This window comes from Metabacillus sp. 84 (genome assembly GCF_050107715.1).
Classification (GTDB): domain Bacteria; phylum Bacillota; class Bacilli; order Bacillales; family Bacillaceae; genus Metabacillus_B.
Map to the genome: position 1 here is coordinate 128,814 of NZ_JBNILN010000006.1, position 13,085 is coordinate 141,898.

The 13,085-nt window shown below is 43.4% G+C and carries 11 protein-coding genes; 8 read left to right on the forward strand and 3 right to left on the reverse strand.

The annotated features are described in order from the left end of the window. Window positions 1-5 precede the first annotated feature (5 nt). From ACQCV8_RS12805 to ACQCV8_RS12825, 5 genes are all read left to right on the forward strand, one after another. Window positions 6-1,100: a GerAB/ArcD/ProY family transporter gene (locus tag ACQCV8_RS12805; RefSeq protein ID WP_426845030.1), complete on the forward strand. Its 1,095-nt coding sequence runs from the start codon at window positions 6-8 to the stop codon at window positions 1,098-1,100. Then, a complete protein-coding gene (locus tag ACQCV8_RS12810) occupies window positions 1,100-2,164 on the forward strand; it encodes a Ger(x)C family spore germination protein (RefSeq protein WP_426845031.1) in 1,065 nt (354 codons plus the stop codon). Before ACQCV8_RS12805 ends, ACQCV8_RS12810 begins: the two co-directional genes overlap by 1 nt. Window positions 2,165-2,239: 75 nt before the next feature. Next, a complete protein-coding gene (locus ACQCV8_RS12815) occupies window positions 2,240-3,565 on the forward strand; it encodes a polysaccharide biosynthesis protein (protein ID WP_426845032.1) in 1,326 nt (441 codons plus the stop codon). Window positions 3,566-3,635: 70 nt separating this feature from the next. Then, window positions 3,636-3,986, forward strand: a complete 351-nt coding sequence (locus tag ACQCV8_RS12820; RefSeq protein WP_426845033.1) for a hypothetical protein — start codon at window positions 3,636-3,638, stop codon at window positions 3,984-3,986. Between the two features lie 753 nt (window positions 3,987-4,739). Continuing rightward, complete coding sequence (locus tag ACQCV8_RS12825; RefSeq protein ID WP_426845034.1) at window positions 4,740-6,632, forward strand: heavy metal translocating P-type ATPase; 1,893 nt, start codon at window positions 4,740-4,742, stop codon at window positions 6,630-6,632. 153 nt (window positions 6,633-6,785) lie between these two features. Here ACQCV8_RS12825 and ACQCV8_RS12830 read toward each other — a convergent pair whose 3' ends face one another. The 3 genes from ACQCV8_RS12830 to ACQCV8_RS12840 form a co-directional block, all read right to left on the reverse strand. After that, window positions 6,786-6,977, reverse strand: a complete 192-nt coding sequence (locus ACQCV8_RS12830) for a hypothetical protein (RefSeq protein ID WP_426845035.1) — start codon at window positions 6,975-6,977, stop codon at window positions 6,786-6,788. Between the two features lie 124 nt (window positions 6,978-7,101). Further along, entirely contained in the window at window positions 7,102-8,220 is a 1,119-nt protein-coding gene (locus ACQCV8_RS12835) for a glycosyltransferase (RefSeq protein WP_426845036.1), read from the reverse strand. Window positions 8,221-8,504: 284 nt separating this feature from the next. Beyond that, the gene (locus tag ACQCV8_RS12840; RefSeq protein WP_426845037.1) at window positions 8,505-10,016 is read right to left on the reverse strand and encodes a phytoene desaturase family protein; all 1,512 of its coding nucleotides are present in this window, start codon (window positions 10,014-10,016) and stop codon (window positions 8,505-8,507) included. Between the two features lie 216 nt (window positions 10,017-10,232). Between ACQCV8_RS12840 and ACQCV8_RS12845 the strand changes: the two genes are divergently transcribed. From ACQCV8_RS12845 to ACQCV8_RS12855, 3 genes are read left to right on the forward strand one after another with little or no spacing between them, the layout of a single operon-like run. Beyond that, the gene (locus tag ACQCV8_RS12845; RefSeq protein WP_426845038.1) at window positions 10,233-11,348 is read left to right on the forward strand and encodes a glycosyltransferase; all 1,116 of its coding nucleotides are present in this window, start codon (window positions 10,233-10,235) and stop codon (window positions 11,346-11,348) included. Next, on the forward strand, window positions 11,345-11,848 hold the full coding sequence (locus ACQCV8_RS12850) for a glycosyl-4,4'-diaponeurosporenoate acyltransferase (protein ID WP_426845039.1): 504 nt from the start codon (window positions 11,345-11,347) through the stop codon (window positions 11,846-11,848). Before ACQCV8_RS12845 ends, ACQCV8_RS12850 begins: the two co-directional genes overlap by 4 nt. Next, window positions 11,845-12,945: a M24 family metallopeptidase gene (locus ACQCV8_RS12855; protein ID WP_426845040.1), complete on the forward strand. Its 1,101-nt coding sequence runs from the start codon at window positions 11,845-11,847 to the stop codon at window positions 12,943-12,945. The genes ACQCV8_RS12850 and ACQCV8_RS12855 overlap by 4 nt, the downstream gene beginning before the upstream one ends. Window positions 12,946-13,085 lie beyond the last annotated feature (140 nt).

Sequence of the window (13,085 nt, forward strand, 5' to 3'; positions counted from 1 at the left end):
CAAGGATGACGAATATAGCCGAAAAATATCAGGTTTCTCATTTTCTTGTTTTTTACCTCATTCATTCCCTGCAATTTGGAGTTGGAGTATTAGGTTTTCAAAGAATTATTGCAAATGAAGCAGGACAGGATGCCTGGATCCCAGTTATCCTGTCGGGCTTGTTTTCCCATATGATGGTGTGGATGATATACAAAATTCTTAAAGGAGCTGATGGCAATATCCATGATATTCATCATCGGCTCTTTGGAAAGTGGCTTGGAAAAGGATTGAACCTGCTGATTTCCATCTATTTTACGCTGCTCGCCATTGAAGTGCTGAGGACGTTTGTAGAAATTATTCAAGTGTGGATGTTCCCGGATTTAAATATCTGGATATTCAGCATCCTGTTTTTGATCCTTGTTTACTATATTGTTACAGGCGGATTTCGCGTCGTTACAGGGATATGCTTTTTTGGAGTCATCCTGCCGGGCTATTTGATTTTCACGTTCTTCTTCCCGCTGGAATTTGCCGATTGGCAGAACCTTTTCCCGGTCTTTGATCATTCATTCGGAGAGATCCTTTCCGGAACGCAGAGTATGTCGCTGACGGTTCTTGGATTTGAAGCCCTCCTCGTCTACTATCCCTTTATTAAACATCCGGAAAAATCACAAAAATGGGCACACGGTGCTATCTTTTTTACTACATCCCTTTATTTGCTCATTATGATCGTCACTCTTGTTTTTTTCAGTCCAGAGCAGCTGCAAAAGAATATTTGGGCTACCCTTACCATTTGGAAAATTGTTGAAATTCCCTTTGTGGAACGATTCGAATACATTGGAATTGCCAATTGGAATCTTGTTATCCTTCCAAACATCTGCCTGACATTATGGTGTGCAAGCAGAGGCATAAAACAAACCCTGAATCTTCCTCAAAAGAAAACGCTGTTAATGGTTCTCAGCCTGACCTTAATTTCGGTGATCCTCTTGACGACCAGGCAGCAAATTGACAGGTTCAACAGCTTTATGGGAGACGTCGGGCTGTATTTCTATTTGTACATTCCATTTATTTTAATCCTTCAGATTATAATTAAAAAGATGAAAAAGCAAGGGGGTTCCGGGTGATGAAAAGCACCGTTTTTTTCTTCATAATGATACTGCTCTCTTTTCTCCAGACGGGATGTATACAAAAGGAAATCATTGATGATGTAAACATCATTCTGGCATCCGGATACGATCTGGAGGATGGAGCATTAACGGGAACCGTAATTGTCCCTGTTTATCAAAAACAGCAGCCTGTCCAAAGTGAAGTTCTGGAGGAAAAAGCCGTGTTAACGAGAGATTTGCTGACAGACCTTCAGCGCAAATCATCAGATCCGCTTGTGTACGGCAAGCTTCAAGTAGCTGTTTTTGGTGAAAAATTGGCTGCGGAAGGATTTGAGGATCTTCTGGATGCCCTTCAGAGGGATGCGAGTGTTGGGTCAAGAGTATACTTGGCAATTGGGAGGAAAACAGCTTCAGAGATTTTGAAGGGCCAGTATGGGATCAGAGGGACAGCAGTATATTTGCACAATTTAATCAAACACAATATCGAAGGCCGGGATCTTCCAAGAGAGAATCTCCATTTATTCTTATATAATCTTTATGACGAGGGAAAGGATCCCTACTTGCCGATTCTCCAGCTTTCCGGTAAAGATGAGCTGGAGATCGCAGGAGTCGCATTATTCAGGGAAGATCGGATGGTTGGGGAAGTTCAGAAAGAAAAGATGATGTTTTTTAAACTGCTGACAGATCAATATATGGAAGGAACTTACACTTTCAGTCTTAAAAGCGGAGAAACGGTTTCAGTTAAAAGCATCACATCCAAAAAAGATGTGAAAATGGAATCTGCGGAGAAGGTGAAATTTACGATTGAGCTTGAAGGGCACATCCGAGAATTTACCGGTGAAAAAATAACTCCGAAGATCATTCAAGAAGTACAGGAGGAATTCAAAAAAGCCGTGGAAAAAGAATGCCTGGCTCTCGTTAATAAGTTTAAATCCCTGAATACAGATCCCACTGGAATAGGGGATACAGCTTCTCATACGTTCAGGTCCTTTAAAATGGATGAATGGAAAAAATCGTATCAGGATTTGAAGGTTGAAATCGAAGCGAATATTATCATTACTGAGTCGGGAGTTATCGAATAAACCTTTGATAAAGAAAATATTTTGTCCCAGCCTCTCATATGATGAAAAAGCGGAATGAAGATGGGAGTGCTGCGAATGAGTTCATTTGCAAAAGGAGCCTTGCTGCTGGCGCTGGCAGCTTTTTTTGGAGAATGCCTGGAATTTCTCCTGAATATGATATTGGCGAAAGAGCTTGGAGAACATGGAATGGGAATGTATATGCAGCTGCTGCCCGTTATATTTTTCGTAGTGGTGATTTCCAGTCTTGAGCTGCCTGTTTCCATATCCAAATTTGTGGCAGAGCAAAAAAAGGAATATCACTACAGCATGCTCAGACATGCGTTAAGGTTTGTTTATAAGCTAACAGGCATGATCTTAATTGTTGTGCTTGTTATCTTGCCGTTCCTGCCAATCTTTTCAGCGTATCACCCGCTTGTCCGTTACCTGCTGTTTCTGCTTGTCCCCATCGTATCCTTCTCTTCTATTGCGAGAGGCTATTTTATGGGTGTGCAGCAAATGGAAAAAATAGCCATATCAAATTTTTTAAGAAAAGCTGTGCAGCTCATCGTTCTTTACTTGCTTTTCCAAGGCTTGAGCTTTAATGAAAGCTCCGCATTATTTATTGCTCTGGCCGTATTAATAGGAAGTGAAGCCGTTGTTTTCTTTTATTTATTTGCTCAATACTTGCTTCAATACCGAATGATGAAGCAGGTGACCCATCATGATATGGATGGCCGCGATGTTCATAAAGCATTAATGTCAGTTTCGGTCCCTACGACAGCCTTAAGAATTTTCAATGCCATAACCAATGCGATACAGCCTTTTTTAATTAAAGGTGCCTTGGTTGTGTCAGGAGCAGGGGGGGTGATGGCTACTGAGCAGTATGGATTGCTTGCAGGGGTAGCGATGAGCATCGGGTTTTTTCCTGCTTTTTTATCCCATTCCATTATGGTGGCTCTCCTTCCGAATGTTTCAGAAGCTTATGCTAAGCAGGATGGAGAGCGGTTGCGCAGTTTACTGCAGCAATCGATGTGGGTCACTTTCCTGTATGGGATCCCTGCCGTTTATCTTATGTATTGGTTTGCTGAGCCGCTAACCCATCTTTTTTTTCAATCGCCGGAAGCTTCTCTATATTTAAAGCTCCTGTGGCCGTATTTTCTGTTTCATTTTTTCATTCACCCGCTCCAGGCATATCTGATTGGACTGGGGCTGGTAAAAGACGCTTTTTATCATTCAGTCTGGTCTCACATCGTCTCTTTCCTCATGATGTATATACTTGGATCCATGAGCCAATTTCAAATGACAGGTGTCATATTAGGAATGAATATGGGGATTATTCTTCTGTTTCTGCTTCACTACGTTACAATTTGCAGGAAAATCGGCTTGTCCCTTTTCTTACTTTCAAGCAGCCGTTTCACCTGAGCATGCAAATTGAATAGCCTGAAGCATAGAAGGTATAATGACGATATGAATGATTGCAGGGAGGATTACCTTGATTATGCTGGCAGCAGCTATTTTTATTCTCGTTTTATATAGTGCATTTGAATGGTATCAAAGATACATTCCTGTTCGGAATATTCCATGCTTGCCGTTAGACAGAATGGACGGACAGCTTATCGTGGATGTGCGGGATTACAATAACAGGAACGATATAGTCCAGGAGCAAACATTAAATATTCCTATTCCGTATTTGCAGAAAGCCTTTGTTGATATTCAGGGCAGTGAAATATACCTGATTGCAGCGACAAAGCTTGAACGCAATATGAGTATCCGTTTTTTAAAGCGGAAAGGGATTGCGGTAAAGGGCTACACGCTTACTGATGAGAGCGGCTGTGGCAAATGACGGCAGTGAATGAATGACATTTAGAAAATATAGAACGGCTTCCGGGAGGGAGCCGTTTTAATTTGGATCAATTTCTTATTAAATAAGCGTCCCACATGATCTAGGAGTTATCAAGGCACTGGGGAAGCAGGGCAGGGAGCGGCAAATTATGATTTATAAATCAGTTCGATTTGTTTTCCAGTCCCATTGCACCCGCTGCATTTACTGTTAAATGGAAGAAAGGTAATGCGTTTCAGCTTTCCGGAGCCGTTGCAGGATTTGCATATGACAAGTAAGGCCAAGTTATCCCACCTCCTATAACTAAACATTTCCAAAGGGCTGAAAACTATGCAGTGGAGTAAGTAGATTAAAAATTCAGTCTATTTCTGCATTATATGATCCCACCCTTCTATTTGCCCGCAGCAAAGGTATTAAAAAGCATCAAACAGATAAATTGGGCTGGGTACTTTCCTTTTTAAGTTATTGATCTGCGTTCGAACTGGCTAATAATTCAATAAAGTTCAAGTATCCTTCTAAACAAGTCCGTCTGGAGAAAGAGAAGATTCAAGGAAATCAACGTTACTAGTTGGACACAATGAAAAACCGGCCGCGTTCATAACCGGTTTTATATTTCGTTTTTAATTATAATAATTATTAAATATAAATTATAATAATTATAATATATATTTGGGGTTCATCTGCTATAATGGTTCATATAATGCTTAAAACAAGTAAATTTACAGAAGTGAAGATGATTTACATTCTCAATTAGAGGTGATTAAATTGGACTTTGTTACTTATATTTCTCCTAAATGGAAGGAACACAGTGAATTAATTGCTGCCATCGTTTCAGGCCTTTTCATTGTTGCCGGCTGGTCTTTGCAGCAGAGTTCCGAGCAAGCTTCTGCTGCATTATTTATTATGGCTTTTGCAATCGGGGGATTTGCGAAAGCTAGAGAGGGGATAGAGGAAACGATTGCGGAGCGGACCCTGAATGTAGAGCTCCTGATGATCTTTGCCGCTGTTGGCTCGGCGCTAATCGGCCATTGGATGGAAGGGGCAATCTTGATTTTTATATTCTCGCTAAGCGGTGCTCTTGAGACGTATACGATGAATAAAAGCCATAGAGAAATTTCGGCTCTGATGAAGCTGCAGCCCGAGGAAGCGGTGCTTATTGAAAACGGTGGAGAAAGGATCATCCCTGTCAGTGAACTGATAAAAGGTGACCTGATTCTTGTGAAACCCGGGGAACGAATACCGGCAGACGGTTTTTTGTATAATGGGCGAACGACTGTTGACCAATCGGCCTTGACGGGAGAATCCATTCCTGCCGAAAAGAAGGAAACAGAAGAGATGTTCGCAGGAACTGTCAATCTTACAGGATCTGTTACCATTCAAGTATCAAAGAAAAATGAACAGACATTGTTTTCAAAGATTATTCAGATGGTGCAGTCCGCTCAATCCGAGAAATCTCCATCCCAGCTGTTTATCGAGAAATTTGAAAATGTCTACGTTAAAGCCGTTTTGGCTGGTACCGGGATTATGATGATTGCCCCCCATTATCTTTTTGGATGGTCATGGGACGAAACATTTTACCGTGCGATGGTTCTTATGGTGGTAGCCTCTCCCTGCGCATTAGTGGCTTCCATTATGCCGGCTACCCTGGCAGCTATTTCAAATGGGGCAAAAAGCGGCTTGTTATTCAAAGGGGGTGTCCATCTTGAAAGGCTGTCCAGAACATCGGTGATTGCGTTTGATAAAACTGGAACACTGACAAAGGGCAATCCTGCTGTAACCGATTTGGTTTTGCGCGAGGATGTTCAGCAGCATGAATTTTTAAGCGCTGTGCTGTCCATCGAAAGCAGGTCTAATCACCCGCTCGCTAAAGCAATTTCAAAGTATGCGATGCAATTTGATGACACAGCACCGTCCCCTGTGAACGTGGTGGAACAGTCAGGGATGGGGGTTTTTGCCGAATGGAACGGACAGACCTATTATATTGGAAAAGAAGATTTTGCAGGAGGAACAGAAGCTGAAAGGTTTGCCGGAGGTGCCGCTGACCGATTTTCCGCAGAAGGGAAAACAGCTGTATTCGTTCGTGACGAAAAAGGTGTTGCAGGTGTTTTTTCGTTAAAGGATACGTTGCGCAATGAAACAAAAAGCGCCATCCGCTCCTTTAGGGAAAAAGGGATTGTAACCGTTATGCTGACCGGTGATAGTGAGCATACTGCAAAGGCAATATCAATGGATGCGGGTTTAGACTCTTACCGTGCAACGTGTATGCCAGAGGATAAGGTCAATGAAATTAAAAAGCTTAAATCCAATGGAATAACTATTATGATCGGGGATGGAATAAATGATGCACCGGCACTTGCGGCAGCGGATATAGGCGTTGCAATGGGAGAGGGCTCAGATGCAGCTCTTGAAACAGCGGATATCGTTTTAATGAAGAATAACTTGGAGAAGCTGTCGGAAGCCATTATTTTATCCGGAAAAATGAACCGGATCATTAAACAAAACATCATCTTCTCAATGACTGTGATCGCTCTATTGATCTGTTCGAATTTTCTGCAATTTCTAAGTCTTCCTTTAGGGGTGATCGGCCACGAGGGCAGTACCATTCTTGTGATAGCAAATGGCTTAAGGCTATTGAGAAGCAGCAGCTGATGAGGGTGCTGATTTCTTCTGGAAAAGAGAATGAAAGCCGCTGGTCTATGTTTAAGCATGCTCAGCGGCATGGGCGGGCGGCTGCCCATCTCCTGCGCCCTCTTCCATGCACATTCCGGCTTACGAGGCGGCTGATCAGAGGGCTGTATTAAGTCACCCTTCTGGCTCCGTTTCAGGCCTTCGCACCACAATGATATAAGCAGATACAATACTAATAAAACCGGCGATCCAGCCTATTAGAGAGCTATAATAATAAAAATCAATAACCGCCATGCCAATAAACGGACAGGCAAGTCCGAAAAGGGTTAAAAGGACAACGCTTCTTTTTTTTATAAATTCAGCCATATACACATCTCCTTACGTATACGAACAACGTTATTATACAGAAAAATAAGGAGAAAGAAAAACTAAACCTTACACAAAATCGCTGTACCAGAATGGCAGGAGATCTGATGCAAACGGGGTATGTTCAGGAATAGGTCCTTCCCTTCCACTCATAGCCTTTATTCCGGAGAGCCGTGTACATTGACACAAGCATTAGGACAATAAAGGCTGCCCCGGAAAAAGGCATGGAAAATGAAAGAAGGAGAGACTGATTTGAACATTTGTCGATGTACATTTTTTGCAAAACAATAATCAGGTAAGGAAAAAACATAAACAGGGAGAAAGATTGTCCGGCAAAAAAATGAACGATCCCATAAATGAACAATACTCCGGGCAGTACATAGAAACAAGCGTAAAAGAGGCATAAAGCAAACGTGACAGGCAATGAGCGGCCGAAACCGGGAAAGATGTTTTTTTTGAACCCGTTCCATGCTTCTTTGCTGGAAGTATACATATAGCAAGTGACAAAATCTGTTACATTTGCGAGCAGAACTTTTTTGCCCGTATCCTTCATCCGTTTTGCAAGATGCACATCATCAACAATTGAGGCTTTAATGGACTCATGTCCTCCAGCTTCCAAGTAATCCTCTCTTCTAAAAAGCATAAAGGCTCCATGTGCAGCCGTAGCGGGAGGAAAGAATGTGTAATTTGCGAGAAAGAGAGGCAAATGGAAATAGACAAGAAAATGCTGCATGGGCACAAGCCATTTTTCCATTAAATACTTGACAGGAAACCTTGGGAATCCAGTAAGCAGGGCCCCTCCTTTTTCCTGCAGCATGGCAACGGCATTGTCCACTGCCTCAGGGTGAAGACGGACATCCGCGTCCAGGAAAAGAAGAAATTCCTGCTGGGCATTTAAGCTAAGGGTATGACATGCGTGAACTTTACCCGCCCAGCCCTCAGGAAGTTTTTTGCCTGATAACAAGGTGAACCTGACATCCTTGCCGATATGATGCTCAAGCAGGGAGCGGGTTGCATCCTCGGACTGATCATCCAGCAAGTAAAAGCTTAAATCGGGATAGACAAGTTTTTTCAGCATATGTACGAGTTCTTCAGCATTTCTCTCCTCATTTCTGAGAGGAATCATAATAGAAACCGAGGGGATTTCCTTTAATGCTGAAGGTTTCAGCTTTGGCATAAAAAAGGAGTTCAGAATGGTGAAAAGAAGAAAAATCAGCAAAATACCGCTGTAAATGACGAGCATTCGTTCACACTCCTTTCAGATCAGTAAACAGTTTTAGTTTAAAGCGCTGGCATGCAGCATCAAGCATCAATAGATCCTATTTTCGGTTAGCTGATTCTTCATGAATATATGGCGGGTTTGTCAGAAATATCAGTACGGACTGGCTGCTGATTAATTGTTCCCGTTTGTCTGTTAATCGGTTAAACGATAAAGTGCAGCCGTCAAAAAAAAAGAGGGCGTGTCTCGGAGGACAAGCCCTTTTTCCATTATAAGCTTAATGAAGCTGATCAGCCAGTTTGGTTTGGTCAGCCTATTTCTTTTTTGGTAGCTTTAGCGAGATCATCTTCCAGTATTAAATCAGCAGTCAGCTGTCCGGAGAGGGTGACCATAGGAACTCCGCCTCCCGGATGGGTAGAGCCGCCAGTAAAGTATAGGTTGTTAAGCAGGCTGCTTCTGCTCGGTATTTTAAATCCGCCATTTTTCTTGCGGTCCGTTGCCACTCCGTATATAGATCCTCCATTGGAGCCGTAAAGCTCTTGAATATCATCAGGGGTAAACTGATATTCCCATTCAATGTGGTTTCTTAAATCCGTAACACCCATTCGCTCTAATTTATCGAGAACCTTTTCCCTGTACTGCTCTTTCACTCCGGCCCAGGTCTCTCCCTCTTTTAGCGGAGGAACATGCGTCAGAACGAATAGGTTGTCCTTGCCCGCCGGAGCCTGGGAGGAATCTGATTTAGAGGAAATGCCAATATAGACAGTCGGATCATCGGCAGGTATTCCTTCATTAAAGATTTGATCAAATTCTTTTTTCGGATCTTCCGAGAAAAAGAAATTATGATGAGCAAGGTGCTTGTATTCCTTATCTGTTCCGAGAAGCAGAACAAGTCCGGAAACCGTAGGTGCATATTTTTCCAGCTCTGCTGCTGCTTTTTTGCTTCCGTTATGCTCCTCCATGATGGAGTTGTATGCCGGGATTGCCTCAAGGTTGGAAACGACCAGATCGGCTTCAATCATTTCTCCCGTCTCCAGTTCAACACCGGTCGCGGTATCGCCTTCTGTCACTACCCTTTTGACTTTGCTGTTCAATTTGACGTTGACATTCAGTTCGCGCAGCACTTTGGACATGGCTTCTGCAATCTTGTACATCCCGCCCTCTACATAGTGAATGCCAATTCCAAGCTGAACATAAACGAGCTGTGAAAGGACTGCAGGTGCCTGGTATGGAGAGGAGCCGATATACATGATCATAAAGTTAAACAGCTGCTGAAGATGCTTGCTTTTAAAATGCTTTCTTGTCACCTGATCCATCGATTTGATTGGATCCATAGCCAGCAGTTCCTTCATGGTATGCATATTTCGAAGATCGCTGATTCCGGAAAGGCTCCGCTTATAAAAACTTTTCATGCTGTATTCATACATTTTTGTACAATAGGCCATATACTGAAAGAACTCATGCTGATCCTCTGGATTATGTTCTTTAATCTGCCCCATCATTTCATGCAAATCACTGGTAATGTCAATGGACGTGCCGTCTTCAAAAAATGTCCGCCACTGAGGCTCAATGCGTTTGATCTTTATGTAGTCATGGATATTCCTGTTGGCACTGCGAAACAGCTGCTCCAGAACCCATGGCATCGTCAGGATGGATGGGCCGGTATCAAATTTAAATCCATTTCCTTCTCTTATGTTCAGCTTTCCTCCAAGGCGTTCCCCCTTCTCAACAATGGTCACATCATACTGATCTGCAGCCAGACGGATTGCTGAGGACATCCCGCCTAGTCCTCCCCCGATTACAACTACTTTTTTTCTCAATGCTTTCGCCTCCTTAGGAATATGTGTGAAAATGGATTACAATGGGAATATGTTCTGAACTCATTTTATCCCAATTGCTGAAAAATTTATTCATACATATATGTAGTATTTTCCACAATACTTCAATAAGAAAACCTAAATGACTTTCCGATACTCAATTTAATTGAACTGGGGTATAGGGTATAATGAAGGAACATTTCAGTGAGGTGGATTTACATGGCAATGATTATGATTGCATTAATAATCGGGATTATTTTATTCTGGAAAATACCCACTCTAGAATCGATTCCTGCAGATAAAAGTGCCGGCTTTGTAAAAGAGAAACTCTCAATTATTATACCGGCAAGAAATGAGGAGGAAAACCTTCAGATGCTCTTTGATTCCCTCACCTCTCAAAGCGAGGCTCCCTATGAAGTGATTGTAGCCAATGACCACTCAGAGGACCTTACGGGAGAAGTAGCGGAACGATTCGGGGCATCGGTGGTTAATGTCCCGGACTTGCCTTCAGGCTGGTCAGGTAAATCGTGGGCATGCTGGAACGGTGCCAAAAACAGCAGTGGAGAGTGGATTTTATTTCTGGATGCCGATACTTACTTTGAAAAAAATGGGCTGCGGCGGTTCGCGGATTTTTTCAGGCATATTGAGCAGAAAGGGGTGCTGACTGTTCATCCCTTCCATAAAACAAAAAAAGCCTATGAATCTCTCTCTGCCATTTTTCACTTGATGACGGTCGGAGCAATCGGGGCATTTACACCGGAATGGGTCCGGAAAAAAGGAGCGGGAGCCTTTGGACAGGCCCTTCTTTGCAAACGGGAGGATTATTTCGGCTGGGGAGGACACGAAGCCATCAAGAGCGACATTGTTGAAAATATGGCAATGGGGGAACAAATTAAAAACGCCGGAAAAACCGTGTATTTCTTAAGCGGGAAAAAAGCACTCTCCATGCGAATGTATCCCGAAGGACCGAAAAGTATGACATTCGGCTGGGCGAAAAGCTTCGCCTCAGGAGCTAAAACGGCCCGGCTGCTCTTGCTGGTGCTTTCTTCTGTATGGCTAGCAGGATATATTTCCTTTCTGGTTAAAATACCTGATCTTTTTTCAGGCAGCTGGCTGCCGATGCTGCTGTTATACACAGCAGCTTTTATACAGCTCCGCAGTATATTATTAAAATTCGGAACATTTCCTTTCTATTCCGTTCTGCTTTTTCCTCTGCATGTGATCTATTTCATTCTTGTGTTCGGCCTTTCTCTGTATCAGACATTCATTAGGAAAAATGCCAGCTGGAAGGGGAGAAGCATTGTTAAAAGCAGTGGAGGGACAGAAGAGAAATGACGGCCCTTCAGCTCATAACACTGAATGTTTTCCTGCTTCTGGTCATTCCGCTAGTCACATCCTGGCTCATTTCTCTTATTCCAGCGAATAGGTTTGAAGCCTCTTCACTTCTGTACAAGAGAAGAAAATGGGAGCAGGATGGAAGGCTGTATGAACGGTTTTTGATCAAAAAATGGAAGGACAAACTTCCCGAGGCAGGCGGGTGGTTCAATAAAGGATTTTCTAAGAGATCGTTAAAAGGGTCTGACACAGCTGGTCTCAAACGCTTCATCGCAGAAACAAGGAGGGGAGAGCTGGCCCATTGGCTTCAAATGCTGCCTTGCTTCTTTTTCTTTTATTGGAACAGCCTGGCGGGGGGGTTGGTGATTGCTCTATACGCTATAGTGTTCAACCTGCCTTTTATAGCGGTTCAGAGATACAACCGCATCAGGCTGGAAAGGACTTTATTCAGAAAAAGGACAAATGATGAAATGAAACAGGGAAAGGCGGGAGAAGGATGAATAGGAGATTGGCAAGATTGAAGGAATGGATGGAGGCGGAGAGAGTGGATGCAGCATATATCCACTCCCCGGAAAACGTATTTTATTTAACCAATTTCCTGACAGATCCCCATGAACGGATGATGGGACTCTTTCTGTTCAGGGAGCAGCCCCCATTTTTTGTTTGCCCGGAAATGGAAACGGACCAGGCAAGAGAGGCCGGCATTTCCTGTGAAATGATTGGATATAAAGACCATGAGCAGCCATTTATGCTAATCAGGGAGGCTTTGGCAAAAAGAGGCTTGCCCTCCATACAGAGAGCTGCCATGGAATGTGAGCTGCTGCCTTACTCCAGAGCTAAGGAATTTTTGGAAATCACAGGTTCCCCTTCCGTTCGATCTGCTGAAACCATATTAAATGAATTACGCTCTATTAAGGACAAGAGTGAAATTACGATTATGGAAAAGGCTGCTGAGCTAGCTGATTACGGAGTTGAGGTTGGGGCGGCTGCGTTAAAGCCGGGTGTGACAGAAATGGAAGTTCTCGCAAAGATTGAGTATGAGCTGAAACGAAAAGGTGCAAAGGAAATGTCATTTTCCACAATGGTTCTTTTTGGTAAAAAGTCAGGCCAGCCTCATGGAAATCCAGGGAATGCTGTTTTGCAGGAGGGGGATTTCGTTTTGTTTGATTTAGGGGTGGTTCTCGATGGGTATTGCTCTGATATTACCCGAACGGTGGTATACGGGGAACCGGATGAGAAGCAGCGGCTTATCTATGAGACCGTCCTGAAAGCCCAAAACGCTGCTCTTGAAGCGGCTAAACCCGGAATAAGAATAGGGGATTTAGATGGAATTGCCAGGGATATTATCCGTGCAGCAGGGTTTGGTTCAAACTTTCCGCATCGTCTTGGACACGGATTGGGAATCAGTGTGCATGAGTTCCCTTCAATTGCTCATACAAACGATGGGGTCCTTCGAGAAGGGATGACCTTTACGATTGAACCGGGCATCTACGTTCCGGAAACCGGCGGGGTGCGCATTGAAGATGATGTATTTCTTACAGCGGAAGGTGCCCGTGCCTTAACGGCGTATCCGAAAGAGCTTCAGGTGATAAAATAAATGAAACCACTTCGGGTAAGGAGCCGGAGCGGTCTTTCAGCGATTCAATAATAACTAAAAAGAGAATAAGTTCTCGCCGGGGCTCCGGCGATCAAGTTGCCCCGGTGCCCATTAAAATACTTGGCCGTTCTCTGCTGCGG